Below are 23,334 nucleotides of genomic sequence, written 5' to 3' on the forward strand. Positions count from 1 at the left end.
CAGCCGCGCGCCGACGCGCCGCAGGCCGCCGAAGCCGCGCCTGTCGCAGAGCAAGCTGCCGCGCCTGTCGCCGACGTGTTCGATGCTGAAGGCAAGCTCGTGTCCGGCCCGCGCCTGCCGCGCGGCCCCCGCAACGACGTGCCGGGCGCTGGCAAGAATGCCGGCAAGAGCCGTAAAAAGGGCAAGGGCCGCCAGGCCGCGCCAGGCAAGGTCAGCGACGCTGATGCCGTGTTCTCGTTCGTCACTTCCGACGCGTTCGACAGCGAAGACGGCGGCACGGGCCGCATGCAGAAAGCCGTCGTGCGCCGCGACCTGACGTCCGACGACGATGCGCCGAAGCTGCACAAGGTGCTGGCCGAAGCCGGTCTCGGTTCGCGCCGCGACATGGAAGACCTGATTATTTCGGGCCGCGTGTCCGTGAATGGCGAGCCGGCCCACATCGGCCAGCGTATCTTGCCGAGCGATCATGTGCGCATCAATGGCAAGTTGATCCAGCGCCGCGTCAGCAAGAAGCCGCCGCGCGTGCTGGTCTACCATAAGCCTGCCGGCGAAATCGTCAGCCACAACGACCCGGACGGCCGTCCATCCGTGTTCGACCGCCTGCCGACCATGAAGGCCGGCAAATGGCTGGCCGTTGGCCGCCTCGACTTCAACACGGAAGGCTTGCTGCTGTTTACCACCTCGGGTGACTTGGCCAACCGCCTGATGCACCCGCGCTACGGCATCGACCGCGAGTACGCCGTGCGTACCCTGGGCGAGCTGGAAGAAGGCATGCGCCAGAAGCTGCTGGCCGGCGTCGAGCTGGAAGACGGCATGGCGCAGTTCTCGAAGATCGCCGATGGCGGCGGCGAGGGCATCAACAAGTGGTACCGCGTGGTGATCGGCGAAGGCCGCAACCGTGAAGTGCGCCGCATGTTCGAAGCCATCGGCCTGACCGTGTCGCGCCTGATCCGTACCCGCTACGGCGCGATGACCCTGCCGAGCGGCCTGAAGCGCGGCCGCTGGGAAGAAATGGATGAAAATACCGTGCGCGACCTGCTGGCCGCCTACGGCATCGAAAAGAAAATGCCGCCATCGGGCGACCCGCGCGCCGCTGGCGCCGCCAAGGGCCGTGAAGCGCGCAAGGCCAGCCGCGATGACGAACCGAATGGCAACCGCATCGACGTGAGCAACCGCAACGCCGATCCCTTCCCCGTCGCGCCGCGCCGTGGCCAGCCGCAAGGCCAGTTTGCCCGTCCGCAAGGACAGGGCCGCCCGGGCGGCGCCGGCCGTCCAGGTGAGGCACGTGGTCCTGGCCGTGGCCAGCCGCAAGGTCCGTTCCAGGGCGGTCAGCCACGCTCGTCGGCATCGTTCGACGGTTTGCCGCAAGGCCAGGGTCGTGCGCCGCGTGGCGGCGGCCAGGGGCGTCCGGGCGCCGAAGGCCGCGCGCCGCAGCGCGGTCCGCGCCAGCCCGATCCGCTGCAAACGGCATTCGGCTTCGCCAATACGGGTCCGCGCCGCAATGCGGGCGGTGCTGGTGGGCAAGCGCGTTCCGGCGGGCAGCCGCGTGGCGGCATGGATGGCATGCCGCGCCGCCGCAGCAAAGGTTAATCGGGAAGAGTTTCTTCTTGCGCGCCCGCCGGTTTGCCGCGGGTGCGCGCTCTTGTAACTGTTGTAAGCCGGGCCGCTCCTCGTGTGCGGCATTGCGGCGAAGTTAATAAGAGGTTATAATCTGCAGCCTAATAAAAGTTCTCCGCAGGGTTGTTTGGTGGGGAGTGCTTTCATCTGGTTGGGAAAATACAAGAAGATGGGCAGATGCCCATTTTTTTTTTGTTGAACCGTTTGTAATGGCGCCAACAAGGGGCCATATATGACTTGCGCGTGTTTTTTGCGTGTTGTCGGCGCTTATTGCGGCGCTGTCATGCCGAAAACGGGCCTTATTTCTGGAGAATTTCTTGCAGCAGTTGGGATTAATTGAAAAGACAGTTACAGGTCTGGGCTATGAGCTCGTTGATGTCGAACGTGCCGAGCGCGGACTGCTGCGCGTCTTTATTGATTTCAGCGCCGCCGATGCCGCTGAAAAAGGTCCGATCACGGTCGAAGACTGTGCCACGGTCAGTCACCAGTTATCGCATGTGTTGACGGTAGAGAACGTTCCTTACGAGCGTCTCGAGATTTCTTCCCCGGGTCTCGATCGTCCGGTGCGCAAGCTGGAAGACTTTGTCCGTTTCGCAGGCCAGGAAATCATCGTCAAGCTGATGCTGGCGATGCCGGGTACGAACAACCGGAAATCGTTCCAGGGGATCTTGCAAGAACCCGTGGGCGATAAATTGTCGTTGGAATTTGAAGGTAAGGATGGTCCGGCGATGTTGGAGTTTACGCTCGCCGATGTGGATAAGGCACGCTTGGTGCCGCAGGTGGTTTTTAAGGGACGCAAAGCATGAGCCGCGAAGTTTTATTATTGGTTGACGCGCTGGCGCGCGAAAAAAACGTCGATAAAGATGTCGTCTTCGGCGCCCTCGAATTCGCGTTGGCGCAAGCCACGAAGAAACGGTATGAGGGTGAAGTAGACATCCGCGTTTCGATCGACCGCGAAACGGGCGAATTCGAATCGTTCCGCCGCTGGCACGTGGTGCCCGATGAAGCGGGCCTGCAATTGCCGGATCAGGAGATCCTGCATTTCGAGGCAAAAGAACAGATTCCCGATATCGAAGTCGATGACCACATCGAAGAACCGATCGAATCCGTTGAATTCGGCCGCCGTTTCGCCCAGGATACCAAACAGGTGGTCCTGCAGCGCGTGCGTGACGCTGAACGTGAACAGATCCTGGTCGACTTCCTGGAGCGCGGCGATTCGCTCGTCACCGGCACCATCAAGCGCATGGAGCGCGGCGACGCCATCGTCGAATCGGGCAAGATCGAAGCACGTTTGCCGCGCGACCAGATGATTCCGAAAGAGAATCTGCGTATCGGCGACCGCGTGCGTGCCTACATCTTGCGCATCGACCGCAATATGCGCGGCCCGCAAGTGATCCTGTCGCGCACCGCGCCGGAATTCATCATGAAGCTGTTCGAGCTGGAAGTGCCGGAAATCGAGCAAGGCATGCTGGAAATTAAATCCGCAGCCCGCGATGCCGGCGTGCGCGCCAAGATCGCCGTCTACACGGCCGACAAGCGCATCGACCCGATCGGTACTTGCGTCGGCATGCGCGGTTCGCGCGTGCAGGCCGTGACCGGCGAGTTGGGCGGCGAACGCGTCGACATCGTGCTGTGGTCGGAAGATCCGGCGCAGTTCGTCATCGGCGCCCTGGCGCCGGCGAACGTGTCGTCGATCATGGTCGATGAAGAAAAACACGCGATGGATGTCGTCGTGGATGAAGAAAACCTGGCAATCGCGATCGGCCGTTCCGGCCAGAACGTGCGCCTGGCCTCGGACCTGACCGGCTGGAAGATCAACATCATGACGGCCGAAGAATCGGCCGACAAAGCTGCCCAGGAAACGGCTGCCGTGCGCATCCTGTTCATGGAAAAGCTCGATGTCGACCAGGAAGTGGCCGATATTCTGGTGGAAGAAGGTTTCGCCAGTCTGGAAGAAATCGCTTACGTGCCAATTTCCGAAATGCTGGAAATCGAATCGTTTGACGAAGATACCGTCAATGAACTCCGTACCCGTGCGCGTGATGCGCTCGTGACCGAAGCGATCGCTTCGGAAGAGGGTCTGGAAGGCATGGACGAGGCGTTGGTGAATCTGGAAGGCATGGATCGCATCACCGCCGGCAAGCTGGGTCTGGCTGGTATCAAGACCGTAGAAGCATTTGCAGCACTGGCATACGACGAATTTGGCGCAATCCTGGCCTTGTCTGCGGACCGTGCGCGTGAACTGATTACAAGTGAATTTAAAGATGTGACCGACGATGAGATGAAGTTGGTTGACTCGAAATACGACGATCGTGCCAAGGCGTTGCAAGCCAAGGCATGGAGTCTGGCCGAATCCGCAAAGGCTTAATTTGAGTATCTTTATCATCTCCGCGACACATAGAAAAGAGGACTGAATGGCGAGTAACAACGTAGCCCAATTTGCCACCGAACTGAAGATGCCTGCAGATTTGCTGCTGACGCAGCTGCGTTCTGCCGGCGTCGAGAAAAGTTCGACGTCAGATCCATTGTCGAAAGATGATAAGGACAAGCTTTTGGATCATCTGCGCCGCACACACGGCGCAGCGGCTGACACAGAAAAGAAAAAAATCACCGTGACCCGCAAGGAAACGACTGAGATCAAGCAAGCTGACGCCACCGGCAAATCGCGCACCATCCAGGTGGAAGTGCGCAAGAAACGCACTTTCGTCCAGCGTGACGAAGCTGCGCCGGTCGCGGCAGAACCGGTCGCGCCTGCCGCACCGGTGATCGATCCCGCCGACGTGGCGCGCCGTGAGGAAGAAGCCCGTAAACAGGCTGAACTGATCGCCCGCCAGGAAGCCGATCTGCGTGAAAAGCAAGAACGTCTGGCCAAGCTCGACGCGGAAAAAGAAGCCCAGGCGAAAGCCACGCAACAGGCTGAATTGGCTGCGAAGAAAGAAGCGGAAGCGGAAGCGAAGAAAGCGGCCGCCAAAGCTGCTGCCGCGCCTGCCGCAAGCGCCGCCGCGCCTGTCGTTGACGACGCCGCCGCCGAAGCGAAAAAAGCCGCTGCCGCCGAAGAAGCGAAAAAGAAAGCCGCTGCCGCTGCTGTTGCCGCCAAGGAAGCCGCTGACAAAGCGGAAGCCACCGAGCGCGCACGCAAGGCCGTTGCCGACGAAGTCGCCCAGATCAAGGCCATGATGAACGCGCCACGCCGCGCCATCAAGGCACCGGAACCAGCACCGGTTCCCGTCAAGCCGAAGGCGCCGGAAGGCACCCTGCACAAGCCTGCTGACAAGAAACCTGGCGACAAGCCGGGCGACAAGAAGCCTGCTGTTGCAGACAAGAAATCCATCAAGTCGGCCAATGTGTCGTCCACCTGGTCCGATGACGCGAAAAAACGCGGCACCACCGGTGGTCCCAAGCCACGCGGCAATAGCGGCCCAGGCGGCCGTGACAGCTGGCGCGGTGGCGCGAAGGGCCGTCGCCCGACGCACCATGACGACCGTGAATCGAACTTCCAGGCACCGACGGAAGCCGTCGTCAAAGACGTGCACGTACCGGAAACGATCACCGTGGCCGAACTGGCACACAAAATGTCCGTCAAGGCATCCGAAGTCATCAAGCATTTGATGAAATTGGGCCAGATGTGCACGATCAACCAGGTGCTGGACCAGGAAACCGCCATGATTCTGGTGGAAGAAATGGGCCACAAGGCGTTCGCCGCCGAACTGGACGATCCGGAAGCGCTGCTGGCCGACGTGGGCGAACACGCGCACTTCGAAACCAAGCCGCGCGCACCGGTGGTCACCGTCATGGGTCACGTCGACCACGGCAAGACCTCGCTGCTCGATTACATCCGTCGCGCCAAGGTTGCTTCCGGCGAAGCGGGCGGCATTACCCAGCATATCGGCGCTTACCACGTCGATACGCCACGCGGCATGATCACCTTCCTCGACACCCCGGGCCACGAAGCGTTTACCGCCATGCGTGCCCGTGGCGCCAAGGCAACCGACATCGTCATCCTGGTGGTTGCCGCCGACGATGGCGTGATGCCGCAAACGAAAGAAGCGATTGCCCACGCGAAAGCAGCTGGCGTACCGCTGGTGGTGGCGATCAACAAGGTCGACAAACCGGGCGGCAACGTGGACCGCGTGACGCAGGAACTGGTCGCCGAACAAGTCGTGCCGGAAGAATACGGTGGCGAATCGCCATTCGTGCCGGTGTCGGCCAAAACGGGTCAGGGCATCGACGACCTGCTGGAACAAGTGCTGTTGCAAGCCGAAGTGCTGGAACTGACGGCACCGGTCGAAGCGCCTGCGCGCGGCCTGGTCGTCGAGGCGCGTCTGGACAAGGGCCGTGGTCCTGTCGCGACGATCCTGGTGCAGTCCGGTACCCTGAAACGCGGCGACGTGATTCTGGCCGGCTCTTCGTATGGCCGCGTGCGCGCCATGCTGGACGAGAACGGCAAGTCCATCGCTGAAGCGGGTCCTTCGATTCCGGTTGAAATCCAGGGTCTGACGGAAGTGCCGGTTGCCGGTGAAGAAGTCGTCGTCATGGCTGACGAGCGCAAGGCGCGTGAAATCGGCCTGTTCCGTCAAGGCAAGTTCCGCGATGTGAAACTGGCGAAACAGCAAGCGGCGAAACTGGAAAACATGTTCGACCAGATGGCCGAAGGCGAAGTGAAAAACTTGCCATTGATCATCAAGACCGACGTGCAAGGTTCGCAGGAAGCGCTGGTCGGTTCGTTGCAGAAACTGTCGACCTCCGAAGTGCGCGTGCAAGTTGTGCACGCGGCCGTCGGCGGCATCACGGAATCGGACGTCAACCTGGCAGTCGCCTCGAAAGCGGTCATCATCGGCTTCAACGCCCGTGCTGATGCCCAGGCACGCAAGCTGGCCGAGTCGAATGGCGTGGACATTCGCTACTACAACATCATTTACGATGCGATCGACGAGATCAAATCGGCGTTGTCGGGCATGTTGGCACCAGAGAAACGCGAAACCGTCATCGGCCAGGTCGAGATCCGCCAGGTTATCCTGGTCTCGAAAGTGGGCGCGATTGCCGGTTGCCTGGTCACCGATGGCGTGGTCAAGCGTGCTTCTTCCGTCCGCCTGTTGCGCAACAACATCGTGGTGTGGAGCGGCGAGATCGACTCCCTGAAACGCTTCAAGGACGACGCGAAAGAAGTTCGCGCCGGTCTGGAGTGCGGCCTGTCGCTGAAGAACTACAACGACATTCAGGTTGGCGACACGCTGGAAGTGTTCGAAGTCCAGGAAATCGCTCGTACCCTGTAATCACAGCAAGAACAAAGGCGCGGACATAGTGATGTCCGCGCAAACACGTGGGGCGCATTGGTCAACGGGCAACCGTTTGACCCATGCGCCCTGCGGCACTTAGGACAGCATAAAAATCATGGCTAAACATAGCAAAACCATGCCAGCGCGCGGCTTGCGCGTGGCCGACCAGATTCAGCGCGATCTGGCTGAAATCGTCGCCTACGAATTGAAAGACCCGCGCGTGGGCACGATGATCACCATCACCGAAGTGCAGATCACGCCCGATTACGCGCACGCCAAGGTGTTTTTCACGATGTTGAAAGACAGCAAGGAAGCCGTGAAGAACACCACCGAAGGCCTGATGGCCGCGGCCGGCTTCATCCGTGGCTTGCTGGGCAAGCGCCTGCACATCCACACCCTGCCGATGCTGCATTTCGTGCACGACAGCTCGACCTCGCGCGGCATGGAAATGTCCTTGCTGATCGACAAGGCCAACGCCACGCGCGCGGCCGACGCCGAGCCCGATGTCAAGCCAGAAGCGGACGAGCAATAACAGTGGCCGGTCCGAAGAAACCGCCCGGCATCAAGCGGGTGCGCGACCTGGTCGACGGCGTCTTGCTGCTCGATAAGCCCGTGGGCTGGTCCAGCAACGACGCCCTGATCAAGGCCAAGCGCGTCTTGAACGCGAAAAAAGCGGGCCATACGGGCACGCTGGATCCATTCGCCACGGGCTTGCTGCCGCTGTGCTTTGGCGAGGCGACGAAGTTTTCGCAGGACTTGCTGGAAGCCGACAAGACTTACGAAACCCTGGTGCACCTGGGGCAGACGACGGATACGGGCGACACCGAAGGCGAGGTGCTGGAAACGCGCGACGTCAACGTGACGGCGGAGCAGATCGAGGCCGTGCTGGCGCGGTTCCGCGGGCCTATCCTGCAGACGCCGCCCATGTACTCGGCCTTGAAACGCGACGGCAAGCCCTTATATGAGTATGCCCGGGAAGGCATCACCCTGGAGCGCGAAGCGCGTCCGGTGACCATCCACAAGCTCGAGTTCCTCGGCTATGAAGCCCCGTTCCTGAAATTGTCCGTGATGTGCAGCAAGGGCACGTATATCCGCGTGCTGGGCGAAGACATCGGCCATGCCTTGGGTTGCGGCGGCCATCTGAATGCCTTGCGCCGCACGCAGGTCGGCAGCCTGACTTTGGATGGCGTCGTCACCTTGGACGAACTGACGGCGCATGCCGCGCCGCTGAGCTTGCTCGCGCCCGTCGATGCCTTGCTGTCGAGCTTTCCCGCCGTGCAGTTGACGGAAGAGTTGGCCAAACGTTTCCTGCATGGCCAGCGCATCGCGCTGGGCAAGGAAGACGTCGCCGTGCCAAACGAGCCGGGCAGGGTGCGCGTGTATCACGACAGCAAGCTGCTGGGCACGGGCCAGTTGCAGGAGTACAGCATCCTGGCCCCCGAACGGCTGATCGCCACGGCACACCATTAAGTCACAGCAACGTCATATTACCCAGCGACACTCGTTAAACAGTGTCGCTTTTTTAAACAATCCGTCCCCGACAGCAGGAGCCGCCAGCATTTTTAGATAGCGTTGCAACGCAACATGCTATACTACGCGGTTCCGGAAATAGATTAGCATTCGGGTATCTCGTACATCTTGTACGCACTCCGCAGTTTTTCAGTAACTACTACGACCATGTCAAATACAAAACGCGCAATTCGTAATATCGCCATTATCGCCCACGTTGACCACGGCAAAACCACGCTGGTGGATCAGCTGCTGCGCCAGTCCGGCACCTTCCGTGAAAACCAAGCGGTCGACACCCGAGTCATGGACTCGAACGACCTGGAAAAGGAGCGCGGCATTACGATTCTGTCGAAGAACTGCGCTGTTGAATACGAAGGCACCCACATCAACATCGTCGACACCCCAGGCCACGCCGACTTCGGTGGCGAAGTGGAACGTGTTCTGTCGATGGTGGACTCGGTTCTGCTGCTGATCGATGCGCAGGAAGGCCCGATGCCGCAAACCCGTTTCGTCACGCGCAAGGCGCTGGCACTGGGTCTGAAGCCTATCGTTATCGTCAACAAGATTGACCGTCCAGGCGCACGCCCGGACTGGGCCATCAACCAGACGTTCGAACTGTTCGACAAACTGGGCGCTACCGACGAGCAACTGGATTTCCCTATCGTTTACGCTTCGGGCCTGAACGGCTATGCCGGCCTGACCGAAGACGTGCGCGGCGGCGACATGAAGCCGATGTTCGACGCCATCTTGGAACACGTTCCAGTGCGCGACGACAATCCGGAAGGCCCGCTGCAAATGCAGATCACCTCGCTGGACTACTCGTCGTACGTCGGCAAGATCGGCATTGGCCGCGTCAACCGCGGTACCGTGAAAGTTGGTCAAGACGTGCTGGTCATCAATGGTCCAGGCGCTACGCCTATCAAAGGCCGCATCAACCAGGTGCTGAACTTCAAGGGCCTGGAGCGCGTGCTGGTGGACGAAGCCGTTGCCGGCGACATCTGCCTGATCAACGGTATCGACGAAATCGGTATCGGTTCGACCCTGTGCGCAATCGACACGCCAGAAGCGCTGCCGATGCTGACCGTCGACGAGCCGACCCTGACCATGAACTTCATGGTCAACAACTCGCCACTGGCTGGCCGCGAAGGCAAGTTCGTGACCTCGCGCCAGCTGCGTGACCGTCTGGAAAAAGAATTGAAAGCCAACGTTGCTCTGCGCGTCGCGCCGACCGACGACGACACGATCTTTGAAGTCTCGGGCCGCGGCGAGCTGCACCTGACGATTCTGATCGAAAACATGCGTCGCGAAGGCTTCGAGCTGGCCGTTTCGCGTCCACGCGTGGTGTTCAAGATGGTCGATGGCGTGCGCCACGAGCCGTTTGAAAACCTGTCGGTCGACGTGGAAGAAGCCAACCAGGGCGGCGTCATGGAAGAACTGGGCCGTCGTCGCGGCGACCTGCAAAACATGGAATCGGATGGCAAGGGCCGCGTGCGTCTCGAGTACCTGATCCCGGCGCGTGGCCTGATCGGCTTCCAGGGCGAATTCATGACCCTGACCCGCGGTACCGGCCTGATGAGCCACGTATTCCACGAATACGCACCAGTCGACAACACCCGTGGCGAAATGGCTGGCCGTCGCAACGGCGTGCTGATCTCGCAAGATGACGGCGCCGCCGTTGCCTACGCTATCTGGAAACTGCAAGACCGCGGCCGCATGTTCGTGTCGCACAACGATCCAGTGTACGAAGGCATGATCATCGGTATCCACTCGCGCGACAACGACCTGGTCGTCAATCCGATCAAGGGCAAGCAGCTGACCAACGTGCGTTCGTCGGGTACCGACGAAGCAGTGCGCCTGGTACCGCCAATTCAGATGTCGCTGGAATACGCAGTCGAATTCATCGAGGACGACGAACTGGTGGAAATCACGCCGAAATCGATCCGTCTGCGCAAGCGCTTCCTGAAAGAGCACGAGCGTAAAAAAGCGTCGCGTGATTCGTAATCTGTTGTAAAGCATGGCCTGCGGGCCATGCCGCGCTCAAGCCCGTTGCTCCGCCTTTCCTTCACCGGTAAGGCGCGCAGCGGGTTTGTCATTTGCAGCTCCTGTTTTTTTGTAGACACCATGACTTCCTCTTCTTTGCCTTCCCGCCGCCTGTCCGTCGCCCCGATGATGGACTGGACCGACCGCCATTGCCGCAAGTTCCACCGCGAAATCACGCGCCACACCTGGCTCTACACCGAGATGGTGACGACGGGCGCTCTCGTGTATGGCGACGTGGAGCGCCATTTGCGCTTCAACGAGGAAGAGCATCCGGTGGCGCTGCAGCTGGGCGGCAGCGATCCGACAGACCTGGCCACCAGTGCCAGGCTGGGACAGCAGTGGGGCTACGACGAGGTCAACCTCAATTGCGGCTGCCCGTCCGAGCGCGTGCAAAAAGGCGCGTTTGGCGCCTGCCTGATGGCCGAACCGCAACTGGTGGCCGACTGCGTGAAAGCCATGCGCGACGTGGTCGATATCGACGTGACCGTGAAGCACCGCATCGGCATCGACGACAGCGAATCGTACGACTTCGTGCGCGACTTCGTCGGCACCGTGGCCGATGCCGGCTGCAAGACGTTTATCGTGCATGCGCGCAATGCCATCCTGAAAGGCCTGAGCCCGAAGGAAAACCGCGAAGTGCCGCCCCTGAAATACGATTACGCCTACCGCCTGAAGCGCGACTTCCCCCAATTCGAGTTCATCATCAACGGCGGCATCAAGACCCTGGACGAGATCGACCTGCATTTGCAGCACCTCGATGGCGTGATGCTGGGCCGCGAGGCCTACCACAACCCCTACGTGATGGCGCAGTTCGACCAGCGCTACTACGGCGACGACGCTCCTGTCAAAACGCGCGAGCAGGTGCTCGAGGCGATGATTCCTTATATCAGCGCGCAGCTGGAAAAGGAGGCAGGGCGCCTGAAGCTCAATAGCGTCACGCGCCACATGCTGGGCCTGATGCAAAACCTGCCCGGCGCGCGCGGCTTCCGCCAGACCCTGTCGGACTCGAAGAAGCTGGCGTCCGGTGATCCGCGCCTGCTGCTGGAAGCGGCGGCGCGGCTGTCGCTGCCTGCCTGATGAGCGGCGACTGCCACGGCCTTGCGCGCGTAATCGAGGGCTACTTGCTGGCCGTCAGCGCCCTGAAGGATGACGGCAGCTTGTTTCTTTGCGAGTATCTGGGACCCGTCGCGCCGCAGGCATCGCTCGACGCGCTGTGCCGCGTGCTGCGGATTGCGCCGGCGGGCTTGTCCTTGCAGCCGCTCGAAAGCGTGGCGTGCAGCGGCATCGCCTGCACGCCGCGCCAGTGGCTGCTGGAACGGTTTCGTCCCATGAGCGAGGCGGATCGCCAGCCGCTCGATGCGCGTTTATATGACGGTTTCGAGCGCGAACTGGCCGAACTGCTGCGCGCCGAGCCCCGCTGGTATCAACTGGTATCGTCTGGTCAGATCAGCCTGGCCGGGCAATTGGGCGCCATCTGGAGCGTCTTTGTCTTTGGCACAGAGTGCCACGCCTATGTGATGCATTGCAGCTGGGACAGCTGAGCCAACTTGTCTATACCGCTGCCTCTGCGCAGTGGTATTGTCCGTACTCCCCCTTCCTCTGAGCACCTCCTCCAAAACGATGCAATATGGCTACGCCATGTGTTGTAAATGCGCCGTTTCGGCGCACGCCCGCACTGCCATGGGGCATTTCTAGGAGGCAAGAATCGGCATTGTTGCCATTTCCCCGAAGAAAGTTAATCTGCTATTTATTCAGGTACTTATTGCTTGCTTTGAGGCAAAATTTACACCTATAATTGATTATAGACAAATATTTCTCATATGAATGTTTGATGTTGATCTCATATCAGCAGTGTCAAAAATTCAGCGTGTGAAGCAAGTTTGCATTCGCAGTCACTGGCTGTTTCAGGGCTGGCGAAGGACCAGGAAGTACCCCAGGCTGCGTGCAGCCGGATACCGCCAGCATACCAATGGGTAAGGGCGGATACCGGTGTACCGCAGCCTTCGTCTTGTCGTGCCGGGCAAAAAATCCTTATCAATAGTTTCATTTACGAAGAGCCGAAATGAATTTAGCAAAAATGAAGGTTGGTACCCGCCTGGGCCTGGGTTTCGCCCTGGTACTGGTTCTGCTGGTGGCCGTGACCGTCCTCGGCATCGCGCGCATGGCGCAAATCCAGGAACGTCTCGATCACGTGATCAATGTCAACAACGTCGTCACCCGCCTGGTGATCGATATGCGTGGCAACGTCAGCGACCGCATCACCTCGCTGCGCATCCTCACCCTGATGACCGACGCGAGCGATATGGAGCCGGAAATGGCGCGTATCAAGACGCAGACCAGCACCTATCAGGAAACGCAGAAGAAGCTCGAGGAGAAATTCGCCGTCGAGTCGACTGCCGAAGAAAAAACCCTGCTCGCGTCGATCAAGGAATACGAAGCGGCCGCCATGCCGGCCATCGCCAAGGCATCCGCACTGTGGATGGCCAACGATGCGGAAGGCGCCACGCGCGTGATGATCAAGGAAATCCGCCCGGTGCAGAAAAAATGGATGGAAGCGCTGGAGCAGCTGGCCACCCTGGAAGACAAGCTCAATGAGCAGATGCAAGCGGACGCCCGCAAGGCCTTCGACAGCGCGCGCCTGTTCATGATCATCCTCGGCGTGCTGGCCGTGGCGATGGGCGTGGCGGCGGCACTGGTGATTACCCACGGCCTGCTGAAACAGCTGGGCGGCGAACCTGACTACACGGCATCGATCGCCGGCAGCATCGCCAATGGCGACCTGTCGATCGGCATCCATACCCAGCCATCGGACAATTCCAGCCTGCTGGCGGAAATGAAGGAAATGCGCAACAGCCTGGTGGGCATCGTCGGCCAGGTACGTGTCGGCACGGAAACCATCGGCACGGCCTCGCGCGAGATCGCCGATGGCAATATCGACCTGTCGTCGCGCACGGAACTGCAGGCGAGCGCGCTGGAAAAAACGGCGTCGGCGATGGAAGAGCTGACCTCGACCGTGAAACAGAATGCGGACAATGCACGCGAAGCGAACAAGCTGGCCGCGACCGCGTCGGACGTGGCCCTGAAGGGCGGCTCCGTCGTGTCGCAAGTGGTCGACACCATGAGCTCCATCAATGAGTCGGCGAAGAAAATCGTCGACATCATCGGCGTGATCGACGGCATCGCCTTCCAGACGAATATTCTGGCGCTGAACGCGGCCGTGGAAGCGGCACGTGCCGGCGAGCAAGGCCGTGGCTTTGCCGTGGTGGCGTCGGAAGTGCGCAACCTGGCCCAGCGTTCCGCTGGCGCCGCGAAGGAAATCAAGATCCTCATCGACGATTCGGCCGAGAAGACGGAACGCGGCACGCGCCTGGTCGGTCAGGCTGGCGTGACGATGGGCGAAGTGGTCGACAGCGTGCGCCGCGTGACCGACATCATGAGCGAGATCGCCAGTGCCAGCCAGGAACAAAGCGCCGGCATCGAACAGGTCAACCTGTCGATCATCGAAATGGATGGCATGACGCAGCAAAATGCGGCCCTGGTGGAGCAGGCGGCTGCCGCGGCGCAAAGCTTGCAAGACCAGGCGGCCGAACTGGCGCACGTGGTCAGCATTTTCAAATTGGTCGAAGGCGAAGAAAAGCCGGCGGCGTATGTCGCTGCACCGGTAGCGCTGGCTGCGGCTCCTGTCGCCGCGCGCAAGCCGGCGCCGGCATTGCGCCCGGTCAAGTCGCTGTCGCGCAAGGTAGAAGCGGCCGAACCCGTGGCCGCCCCGGCGCCGCGCAAGGCGGCGGCGGCCAGCAGCAATGACGAGTGGGAAGAGTTTTAAGCGCGGCCAACAGCGCACAGCAAGTTGTAATTACCGTATCTGATAATCATGGGGAAGCACATGTTTGAGAATAAGCGTTTGATGAGTGTTGCAGCAGCCTTGCTGGTGTCCGTTTCTTCCGCAGCCTTCGCTGCCGAGGTGCCGGCGTCGTTCGATGCCAAGAACTGCAAGGCCGACTATCCGAAAGCCTCGTTGATGAACGAAGAGCAGGGCACCGTGTCGATGTCCTTCCTGGTCAATGCCGATGGCAGCGTTGCCGATTCGAAAGTCGAGAAGAGCAGCGGCTTCAAGAACCTGGACAAGGCCGCCATTAAGGCCCTGTCCGCATGCAAGTTCAAGCCGGGCACCAAGGATGGTTCCCCTGCGCAAACCTGGACCAAGGTCGACTACGCCTGGAAGCTGGACTGATCCACGCATTGCCGGGAGCGCGGCTCCCGGCAAGACCGTATCCGCTACGGGCGGCGCCTGCGAGGGTGCCGCCCGTATTGTTATGTGCGGCAGCCAACGGCGCCGCCGCCGCGGATTCTGTTACCCTCGAAACATACCTTCGGGATATCCCACCACAAGAGGCCTACCATGCAGCGCATCCTGACACTTTCTTCCCTGGCGGCCACCGGCTTGCTGCTTTCCGCCTGCGCTTCCTTGAGCACGCCTGTGGGCTTGCAGGCGGGGCAGACCGTTGCCGTCGTCAATAGTTTGAGCTGGGACAATCCGCTGACGGGCAAGCGCGACGGCGTACGCACCAGCTGGCCCATCAAGGATGGCAAGATTGCCCCTGAATATTTCCCGCTGGCGCAATTGAAGCAATGCGAGGCCGGCGGCAAGGCTTGCAGCTGGGGTGTGATGCGGGCGCAGCGCAGCGCGCCGACGCTGGCCTATGCGGACGGCGGCGTCGACCTGGCCGTGAACGTTTCGATCGACGTGGCGCGGCGCCAGGATGCGCGCCAGGGCGAGACGCAAACGGCGATGGCGATACCGCAGGACGTGGCGGCCCTGGCGGGCAAGCAGCGCGTGCGGCCCAGCTGGAAGTTGAAGTATGGCAAGGTCGAGCAGGTCGAGCTCGATTACGGCGTGCGCTACCAGGTGTGCGTGCAGCGCTACGATGCGGCCGGCAAGGCCATCGACACGTGCGAGATTCCTTTTATTTGAGGAAACCTGCCGCGCGGGCCGCTTGTGGCGCCATTGCCACACTCATGTTGCGGCGTGCGTCGGGGTGTAACAATCGGTAAAAGCGCAGCAAAGCACGGCGTAATTTCTTATAGTAGATAATTAAGCTAGTACATAGAATTGGTATTGAGGAGAATTGCGATGAAAACCCTGTTGGCAGTAATTTCGCTGGCCGCTCTGGGTGGCTGCGTCGTGGCCCCGCCAGGGCCCGCGTATTACGGTTCACGCGCGCCGCAGGGGGCCTACAATCCCTATGAATGGCACACGGTCTCGTCCGAACCGGTGCAGTCGGGCCGCGTGATGAGCGCGCCGCGTGTGGAATACACGAGCGAGCCCGTCTACGTGCAAGCGCAGCCGGTGTACGTGCAGCAGCCCGTGTATGTGCCGGCGCCCGTGTACGCGCCGCAACCGTATTATTACAATCCGCCCGTATCGATCGGGCTGGACTTCATGTTTGGCTTTGGACGCTATGGCGGACACCGCGGCGGCTGGGGCGGGCATGGGCATTACCACGGCCGCCGCTAGACGGGGGGCGTAGTCCTTGTGGCGTGAGAAAGCGCGCCGTGCTGCGTAAAGCACGGCGCGCTTTCTTGTGGCGATGACGAGCAGCGCCGCGAAGCTGAATCAGTGGAAATATACCGAACTCTGGTGCAGCACGTCCGCCGAGCACAGGATATACATCGCCGCCGCTGCCAGACCTATTTGCAAGGCGCCAAAGCTGATCGGGATGAGGCGGGACATGTCGTACTCCTGAATGGTGTGAGGTGGGTTGTCAGGCTTTCATCATAGGTCGAATAAATGCTCTCGGGCATCGGATGAATGTCCGCCACGATGTAGGACAACACCTCGTGCCTGGCGCCCCGCCTCGCTTTCCGGCTGCTTAACGGTTTTTCCAGCGCAGCACCGGCTCTTCCGGCGCCGTGTCCGGCACGTTCGAAATCGCCAGCCAGTGCGCCAGGCGTTCCGGGTGCTTGAGATTGATGCCCATGCCATCGATGATGCCGACCTGCTCCAGCATGCGCGCATCGATCTTCGCCTTCGACACCGTGGGCGCGCCCATGACCATGCGGTCATATGCCTTGCGCGCCTTGTGTTCCCATTTGTGCAGATTGCTTTCGTCGAAGCGGTTCGCTTCGAAATACACGGTCAGGGTGCCGTCGAGGTTGCCGAATCCGACAATGCCCGCGCCTTTGCGGATGGTGGTGGTGTTGTTGATGTCGAATTCCGCCGTGGGCACGAAAATGCCGGCGCGGCCATCGATGTCGGGACGTCCCACGGGTGTTTCCTTGCCGTAGGAACTCGTTTCGGTAATGGTTTTTTCTGCGGACATGGTGCGTGTGTGGTGGCCGTGCCGGGAGCGCAATCGGGTCCGGCAGCGCCAGTCATCCTGTTCAAAAAATGCGTGCTGATGATCAGGGCGGGGTAGGGGCCCTGGCGGAGCGATGCTTGGCATTGCTTGATACCCCGCTATTGTAGCGCCAATTTAATTCTTTTGGGCAACATTTGTTGTGACAGTGCACGCTTCTATGGACGTGAAAAAGCCGCCCGGCCAAACGGCGGGACGGCTGTTGCGCGGCGCCTGTCCGGAATCAGGCGGCTGTCTTGCGGCGTGCCATGAAACCCAGCAAGCCCAGGCCCAGCAGCATCATGGCGTAGGTTTCAGGTTCCGGCACGGCGGCCGTCACCGAGACGTTGTCCAGGTAGGAACCGTAGGTCGGTGCGGAGACGGGGCCGATCGATTCGAAGCGCAGCAGGCTCGACGAGCCGAGTGCGGTCACGTTCTGGCTATAGGTTTGCCACACGCCGCTCGTGTTGCCGATCAATGCCGTTGGCGTCAGCAGAGTCGAACCCCAGTAGACATTCATCAGGCTGTTCGCGCCGCCCGCCGTATCGGGACGGCCCGAGTAGGCAAACGACAGTGCATAGGTGCCGCCGGCCGTGGTGGCGATCGCTTGCGATACCGATGTCAGGCGGTCCGTGTTGAGTTCCAGGTATTGCGTGCCGCTGGCGGCGACGGGATTGAATCCGCCCTGGCCGCCTTGCGTGGCGCCTTTCTGGATTTCAAAGGCTGAATTGCCGCTGGCCGATGAAGTCCAGCCTGTCACGCTGCTGAGCGGGGCCCAGGCCGAGGCGATGACGTTGTTTTCGAAACTGCCATTGACCACCAGTTCGGTCGCGGCATTGGCGGCGCCAGCGGTGACCAGGGTGGCCAGTGCGGCGATCTTCAGGAGGGTGGCTGGCGTTTTCATGGGCTCTCTTTTACTTGATTAAAGGATAATTTAATTTCTCAAATGACATTTAAAGAATATCACCAAAACTCACACAAAGAACACGCGCTCGCTAAAAATATGTGCAATTGTGAAATCATTTATGTCTACAGGGAAATTAATTTCCGTGGCGAATTCATTGCTGCGGACGGCCAAGGCGAACGCGTCATTGAGTTGGCTTGCGCCAAAGTATTTTTGTGACATCGGGACGAAAAAAAACCTGCATCGAAACAACAACGATGCAGGTCTTTTTCACTTTGCTGCCGTGCGCGGCGGCATATCGATTTGATAGGCAGCCGTGCGCGGGGATCAGAACGCCAGCCGTCCCTGCAGGTAGACCATGCGCGGCGCGCCCACCAGTTTGCCCAGGTTGCCGTCCGAGGTGCGCGTGAAGTAGCGTCTATCCGTCAGATTGTTGACGCCGGCGACCAGCTCCAGGCCGTTCTGGCCCGGCACTTTCCATTTCACTTGCGTGTTCCAGGTACGGAAGCCGGGAATCACGCCCAGGTTGCCAGCCGCGTTTTCCGCCACGGTGTTGGCTTCGTCGGCGAACTGGCGGCTCTGGTGGCTGCTCGACAGGTCGAAGCCCCAGGCGCCCAGCTGGTAGTGGGCGCCGACGGTATCCGTGTTACGCGAATAGAAGGGCACGTCGTTGCCCGCGTTCGCGCCATCCTGCAGGGTCGCCTTGGTGTAGGTGTAGGTGGCGTAGGCATTCAAGCCGGCCAGCGGTCCGGACTTGTCGAAATGGTAGTCGACGGCTGTTTCCAGGCCACGGTGGTGCGTGGCGCCGACGTTGTAGAAGACGACGTTCTCGCCGCTGCCGACGGACTGGATCTGGTTGTCGAACTTGATGTTGAACAAGGTCGCTTCGGCCGACAGCTGGCCGCTCTTCCAGCGCGCGCCCAGCTCGGCCGTCTTGGCCAGTTCCGGCTGCAGCGGGTTCTTGCTCGATTGCGCATTGAGCTGCGTATTTTGCACGGCGCCAAACGAGCTGTTGTAGTTGCCGAACAGGGTCACGTTGTTGTTGAACAAATAGGCCACGTTCAGCGAGGGCAGGGCCTTGTTGTTGAGCAACTCGATTTTCTGGTCGACCGGCAGGTGGTTGAAGCGTTCCGTCTTGATGTGTTCATAGCGTACGCCGGGCGTGATGCGCCAGGCGTCGATGGCGATCTTGTCGTCGATATACACGGCTTGCGCATCGGTAGCATTGTCGGCGAAGCGCGTCGGCGCCTGCCGCACGCCGCTGGCGATGACGACGTTGTAGATGGCCTCGTCGGCGCGCTCGGCCAGGTAGCGGTAGCCGACGGTGACGTCCTGCGATACCTTGCCGGAAATAAAGCGCTGCGTGTAGCGCGGCTCGATGGCCGTCGTTTCATAGTTGCGCGGCTGGTGGCCCAGGTTTTTTCCGCTGATCAGGGTGCTTTCGCGCGAGCTCTTGTTGTAATAGGCGCGCACCTCGAATTCCTGCGTGTTCGAAATAGCATTCAGGTAGCCGATGTCGAAAGCCTTGCGCTCGCCGCTCCAGAAGTCGGTCGGGCGCGTGTTCTGAAACGGGTCGGCCTTGTATTGCGCCGCAGTCAGGCCGCCCGGCGTGCGCGACGTCACGTCGTAGTAGGACAGCTTGCCGTAGACCTCGGCCGTGGGACTCAGGTCGTAGCGGAACTTGAGGGCGAAGTCGTTGACTTTTTCATCGCTGCCCGCGCGCCAGTCGCTGCCGCGGATGCCGGAATACAGCACCGCCAGGCCCAGGCCGCTCTCTAACTGGGTGCCGGCAAAGACGCTGGCCTGCGTATTGTGGCCCACTTCGCTGTACGCGTTGTAGCGCACGCTGGCGTCGCCCGTGATGCCTGGCGTGGTGGGCACGCGGCGCGTCTTGAAGTTGATGATGCCGCCCACGTTTTGCGGGCCGAAGCGCACGGCGCCGCCGCCGCGCACCACGTCGACCGTCTCGACATTGGCGAGGCTGACGGGCGCGAACGACAGTTGCGGCTGGCCATACGGCGCGACCGACATCGGGATGCCGTCAAGTAACACCGTGCTGCGCGGCGAATAGCGTCCGGCCAGGCCGCGCACGCCGATATTGAGCGAGATGGCGCTGCCGGCGCTGCCCGAGTTGTCGCTGATCTGCACGCCGGGAATGCGGCGCATCACGTCGCTGAAGCTGGCCGCGCCCGAGTTGTCGATATCGTCCTTCTGCACCACCGTGCGGGCGCCCGCGAAATTTTTCGTGCTGGCGGCCATGCTGGTGCCCAGCAGGTTGCTGCTGACCTGGATCGATTCCAGGATGGGGCCGGGATTCTCGGCCGTATTCGCATCTTGTGCCTGTGCGGCATGCGGGGTGCCCAGGCAGGCGAGGGCGATGGCCAGCGCGCACGGGCGCAGCGAAAAGGGCGGTGTGAAAGGGGTGGCAGCCATGCATGGATCTCCGTAATGACAATGTTTGCGCGGGGCAATCGGGCGGCGCGACAACATCGTGGCGTGAACATCCGGCGCAAGGGGATAGGAATGATAATGATTCTCATTTTATCCGTCAATTGCGAATGTTGCGTAGTGACTAGATGCCTGCCTGCGGGATGGGGAAGTGTTGCTGGCGCGGTACGGCCAGCGCATTGGATTGCCGCTTGGCACCATTGCTCGGGTGCGGCAGCATTCTGCGTGCTTCTTGTATACTCCCGCTTTTGCAGCCGTCAGACGTGAACGTACAATGAGCCAGACAACTGAAGCGACACCAGGCAATTCCTCCGTGGAACGCCGCCAGGGCGAGCAGCCGGCAAGTGCTGCGCGCAAATTGAATCTGCTGGTGGTCGATGACAACCAGGAAGTGGGCGAATCGCTGGCCATGCTGCTCGAAGCGCTGGGCCATCACGCCGTGGTGGTGCGCAACTGGCAGATGGCCGTCGAGCAAGTCAAGCTGTGCGTGCCCGACGCCGTCTACCTCGATATCGAAATGCCCGGCATCAGCGGCATCGAAATCGGCCGCCGCCTGCACCACAATCCCGAAACGGCCAATGCCGTGCTGATCGCGGTCACGGGCCACAGCCTGCCCATGTACATGGACGATGCGCTGGCCGTGGGCTTCCGCCACTTCCTCGTCAAGCCCGTGCGCCTGGAAGACCTGGCGACGACGGTGCAGTCGGTGCTGGCGGGGTAGGTATCCTGCAGTAAAAGACGAAGAGAGCCGGCTGCATGCCGGCTTTTTTGCAAGAATGCGCCTGGGATTGGAAAAACAGTTGTGCTTGCTTAAAAGCACCGTCCCTGATCCGGCATAGAGTGGCATGACATCTATCTCAGGAGATGATTCATGCCCTATATTTATTCCAATGTCGCCGAGTTGAAAGGCAGGCCCGTTGTCGGCAGTCGCCACTGCGTCGCACTGGTGCAGTACTATGCTCGCGCGCCGGTCACGGCAAACTGGCGCGAGGGTGAGGCGGTGTTGGGGAACGCCACCGTCAAACCGGGAACCGCGATCGCCACATTTGTCAGGGGGCGTTACCCGAACCGACCACATGGCAATCATGCCGCCTTGTTCATCGGCCAGGCGATAGGCGGCATCTATATTGCAGACCAATGGAAAGCGGACGGCAAGACCGAGATCTCGGTGCGGCTGATACGCTCGCAAGGCAAGGACAAGCACGGTAATTACATCCACGCCAGCGATAACGCCGATGCCTTTTCCGTGATTGAATGAGGTTGGTCATGGCATACTCAAAAACGCCAATGGCAGCACGCGCCTGCTGGCCTGCAATGGCACTGCTGGCCATAGCGTGCCTGCAATCGACAGCCAGCGCCGCGCCCGTTGCCTGCCCAGTATCGATTTCCCGGGACTCGCTGCAGCTTGCCGATGTACCGCAAGGCTGGACCAGCTATGTCGGTTCGCCACTTTACCTGCATGCGGCGGCGCCGATGAGCGGGCCACCGGAGCAGTTGGGCGAACTGTCGGACTTCCGGCAAAAGCGCTTGAAAAACGGTTGGGTAGATACGTATCGGCTCGATGGCAAGTTTCCGGAAGGGAAATGGCTGGCCTGTCGTTACGGCGGCACGGGGCAGCTGACCTTGGCGATGCGGCTCGACGACAGCATCGACAGCTGTACTTTCACTTATCGGCAAGGTGAGCATGTCGGTGAGCGCAACATTGCCATCCTGTGCAAATAGTCATGGTGTTTGATGGACGCCATAAAAACCTGCTCTGAAATAGAAAAAGCCCGGTTCGAAAACCGGGCTTTTCTTTATTCTGTGGGGTGGCTGATGGGGCTCGGACCCACGACAACAGGAATCAAAACCCTAGCGCTTAACAGTAATTTATCATATTGAATCAAAGGCTTGGAAATTTATACTTCCAACGACGCTGCTTTTTTCTTCGCCAGTCTATGCGGCCTGTAGCCCACTCATTGGAAGATTCTGATGCTTGCTATCCGATGGGTGTTACTGTATAGATCAAATCTGAGCGGCACTGACTCCTACAAAATTTAGTGCTCTGCAGATATGTCTCAGTGCTCTCATTCAATTGCGTATGCAAGCTCTCGTGATAAGGTGGTTGTTTAGAAGATAATTTTCAGGGTAAAAATGATGAATGAAGAATATCTTTCAAAAATTAAGGGCTTCACCCGGACGTTTGTAACCCATTCCAAGGACGGCCCCCTTGCGGCTGCAGCGGCGATGGGAAAGATGGCAGCTCGATGCCAGGAGGCAGGATCGTATTTTCGCGTCTCAGATCTATTTATTCCAAATGTAGAAGTTGTTGCTATGGAGGAGCTTAGTATCGGTTCTACCCCCGATCAAGTTGACACGGATTTCAAAAATGATTGGGTAGCGCACCTTCGAGATACGGCTCTTCCTGAATGTGAACTCAAGTACGATAATCTCTGCACACCAGAAAAAAACACCATACGCTTTCTCAATGCTTACCGCCGTCGTATTCCGGAAATCAAACCCCGAGCAACCTATAAATCTCGCGAACTTTCGATACCCTCAGAGCATCTTTTAGATTATGAGAACCTTGTGACAATAATTCAGGCTGGCGGGGATCTAAGGCCTTATTTGAGCCGGGCTGTTCTCAAAGGGAAATCCGACAAAAATGATCCACTGCTCAACTCGTGGGGGATACACCATCTGCATTTTCGTCAGGAAGGCACTGGCCAATTGTTATTCTGCGTGATAACGGACGCCGAGGTGTTCTTGATTCAGGTGTTACCTCACAACGACTGGGTTAATACGCAACTCCTTCAAATTCTGCATGATAACTGGCCTGCGCTTATCGTTAAGGGAAAGCATGGCGGCTTGCACCAGGAGCTGTTCACGGCTGCTGATCGTTCCACGCTCCGTAGTTACAATGCTAACTTTCCGATTGCAGTTAGTGATGGCACTGTGTACCTTCCACCAACTGGCGGAACGGTTGCATCTGGAGATTTGCTCGAGGACGTGGTCAACTGCGWTAAAATATTTTTGGAGATTGATTATTGGCAAAGCGTCGTCACTCAAAATGTTCTGGCAATTCGCACTGCGCTTGATATTCCAGCTGGGAAAAGATTGGTTGTCCGTATGGCCTTCAACGACCGAGATTGTTGTTTCTATGAGGCCACGCGTGCAATCCGAATCGGTGGGTTCGCCTCCTGACGGCCCGCACCTGAAGTTTGCA

Annotated in this window: 21 protein-coding genes; 18 read left to right on the forward strand and 3 right to left on the reverse strand. The window is 59.9% G+C overall.

Going from position 1 to position 23,334, the window contains the following annotated elements; translation table 11 throughout:
- From rluB to CBW66_RS18885, 13 genes are all read left to right on the forward strand, one after another.
- A partial coding sequence (gene rluB / locus CBW66_RS18825) for a 23S rRNA pseudouridine(2605) synthase RluB (RefSeq protein WP_086153658.1) occupies nucleotides 1-1,590 on the forward strand: 1,590 nt, incomplete at its 5' end.
- Between the two features lie 344 nt (nucleotides 1,591-1,934).
- Complete coding sequence (rimP, locus tag CBW66_RS18830) at nucleotides 1,935-2,423, forward strand: ribosome maturation factor RimP (RefSeq protein WP_086137559.1); 489 nt, start codon at nucleotides 1,935-1,937, stop codon at nucleotides 2,421-2,423.
- Nucleotides 2,420-3,985 carry a transcription termination factor NusA gene (nusA, locus tag CBW66_RS18835; protein WP_070222358.1) on the forward strand — a complete coding sequence of 522 codons (1,566 nt, stop codon included), beginning with the start codon at nucleotides 2,420-2,422 and terminating at the stop codon, nucleotides 3,983-3,985. Before rimP ends, nusA begins: the two co-directional genes overlap by 4 nt.
- Nucleotides 3,986-4,031: 46 nt before the next feature.
- Entirely contained in the window at nucleotides 4,032-6,890 is a 2,859-nt protein-coding gene (gene infB, locus CBW66_RS18840; RefSeq protein ID WP_086137560.1) for a translation initiation factor IF-2, read from the forward strand.
- 118 nt (nucleotides 6,891-7,008) lie between these two features.
- Complete coding sequence (rbfA, locus tag CBW66_RS18845) at nucleotides 7,009-7,425, forward strand: 30S ribosome-binding factor RbfA (protein ID WP_086137561.1); 417 nt, start codon at nucleotides 7,009-7,011, stop codon at nucleotides 7,423-7,425.
- 2 nt (nucleotides 7,426-7,427) lie between these two features.
- Nucleotides 7,428-8,363: a tRNA pseudouridine(55) synthase TruB gene (truB, locus tag CBW66_RS18850; RefSeq protein ID WP_086137562.1), complete on the forward strand. Its 936-nt coding sequence runs from the start codon at nucleotides 7,428-7,430 to the stop codon at nucleotides 8,361-8,363.
- 207 nt (nucleotides 8,364-8,570) lie between these two features.
- A complete protein-coding gene (typA, locus tag CBW66_RS18855; protein ID WP_086137563.1) occupies nucleotides 8,571-10,403 on the forward strand; it encodes a translational GTPase TypA in 1,833 nt (610 codons plus the stop codon).
- A gap of 120 nt (nucleotides 10,404-10,523) precedes the next feature.
- Nucleotides 10,524-11,519, forward strand: coding sequence for a tRNA dihydrouridine(20/20a) synthase DusA (gene dusA, locus CBW66_RS18860; protein WP_076569141.1), 996 nt, complete (start codon nucleotides 10,524-10,526; stop codon nucleotides 11,517-11,519).
- Nucleotides 11,519-11,983, forward strand: coding sequence for a hypothetical protein (locus CBW66_RS18865; protein WP_086137564.1), 465 nt, complete (start codon nucleotides 11,519-11,521; stop codon nucleotides 11,981-11,983). The genes dusA and CBW66_RS18865 overlap by 1 nt, the downstream gene beginning before the upstream one ends.
- Nucleotides 11,984-12,504: 521 nt before the next feature.
- Nucleotides 12,505-14,265, forward strand: a complete 1,761-nt coding sequence (locus tag CBW66_RS18870; protein ID WP_230492024.1) for a methyl-accepting chemotaxis protein — start codon at nucleotides 12,505-12,507, stop codon at nucleotides 14,263-14,265.
- Between the two features lie 60 nt (nucleotides 14,266-14,325).
- Entirely contained in the window at nucleotides 14,326-14,673 is a 348-nt protein-coding gene (locus CBW66_RS18875) for an energy transducer TonB (protein ID WP_070218202.1), read from the forward strand.
- A gap of 168 nt (nucleotides 14,674-14,841) precedes the next feature.
- Complete coding sequence (locus CBW66_RS18880) at nucleotides 14,842-15,414, forward strand: hypothetical protein (protein ID WP_086137567.1); 573 nt, start codon at nucleotides 14,842-14,844, stop codon at nucleotides 15,412-15,414.
- A 159-nt stretch (nucleotides 15,415-15,573) separates the two neighbouring features.
- Nucleotides 15,574-15,957, forward strand: a complete 384-nt coding sequence (locus tag CBW66_RS18885; RefSeq protein ID WP_086137568.1) for a hypothetical protein — start codon at nucleotides 15,574-15,576, stop codon at nucleotides 15,955-15,957.
- A gap of 355 nt (nucleotides 15,958-16,312) precedes the next feature.
- On the opposite strand, the gene CBW66_RS18890 is transcribed toward CBW66_RS18885, so the two are convergent.
- Entirely contained in the window at nucleotides 16,313-16,762 is a 450-nt protein-coding gene (locus tag CBW66_RS18890; protein WP_086137569.1) for a hypothetical protein, read from the reverse strand.
- 259 nt (nucleotides 16,763-17,021) lie between these two features.
- Nucleotides 17,022-17,681, reverse strand: a complete 660-nt coding sequence (locus CBW66_RS18895; protein ID WP_086137648.1) for an FxDxF family PEP-CTERM protein — start codon at nucleotides 17,679-17,681, stop codon at nucleotides 17,022-17,024.
- 42 nt (nucleotides 17,682-17,723) lie between these two features.
- On the opposite strand from CBW66_RS18895, the gene CBW66_RS29265 reads away from it, so the two are divergent.
- Entirely contained in the window at nucleotides 17,724-17,900 is a 177-nt protein-coding gene (locus CBW66_RS29265) for a hypothetical protein (protein ID WP_216356463.1), read from the forward strand.
- Between the two features lie 108 nt (nucleotides 17,901-18,008).
- On the opposite strand, the gene CBW66_RS18900 is transcribed toward CBW66_RS29265, so the two are convergent.
- The gene (locus CBW66_RS18900; RefSeq protein ID WP_086137570.1) at nucleotides 18,009-20,114 is read right to left on the reverse strand and encodes a TonB-dependent siderophore receptor; all 2,106 of its coding nucleotides are present in this window, start codon (nucleotides 20,112-20,114) and stop codon (nucleotides 18,009-18,011) included.
- Nucleotides 20,115-20,403: 289 nt separating this feature from the next.
- Between CBW66_RS18900 and CBW66_RS18905 the strand changes: the two genes are divergently transcribed.
- The 4 genes from CBW66_RS18905 to CBW66_RS28620 all read left to right on the forward strand — a co-directional run bounded on the left by CBW66_RS18905 (nucleotide 20,404) and on the right by CBW66_RS28620 (nucleotide 23,312).
- A complete protein-coding gene (locus CBW66_RS18905) occupies nucleotides 20,404-20,850 on the forward strand; it encodes a response regulator (protein WP_086142924.1) in 447 nt (148 codons plus the stop codon).
- A 150-nt stretch (nucleotides 20,851-21,000) separates the two neighbouring features.
- Nucleotides 21,001-21,387: a BPSL0067 family protein gene (locus CBW66_RS18910; RefSeq protein ID WP_086137572.1), complete on the forward strand. Its 387-nt coding sequence runs from the start codon at nucleotides 21,001-21,003 to the stop codon at nucleotides 21,385-21,387.
- A gap of 8 nt (nucleotides 21,388-21,395) precedes the next feature.
- On the forward strand, nucleotides 21,396-21,851 hold the full coding sequence (locus tag CBW66_RS18915) for an STY0301 family protein (protein ID WP_139841600.1): 456 nt from the start codon (nucleotides 21,396-21,398) through the stop codon (nucleotides 21,849-21,851).
- A 411-nt stretch (nucleotides 21,852-22,262) separates the two neighbouring features.
- Complete coding sequence (locus CBW66_RS28620) at nucleotides 22,263-23,312, forward strand: hypothetical protein (RefSeq protein ID WP_139843061.1); 1,050 nt, start codon at nucleotides 22,263-22,265, stop codon at nucleotides 23,310-23,312.
- Nucleotides 23,313-23,334: the final 22 nt, after the last annotated feature.

This window comes from Janthinobacterium sp. GW456P (assembly GCF_002127655.1).
GTDB lineage: Bacteria > Pseudomonadota > Gammaproteobacteria > Burkholderiales > Burkholderiaceae_D > Janthinobacterium.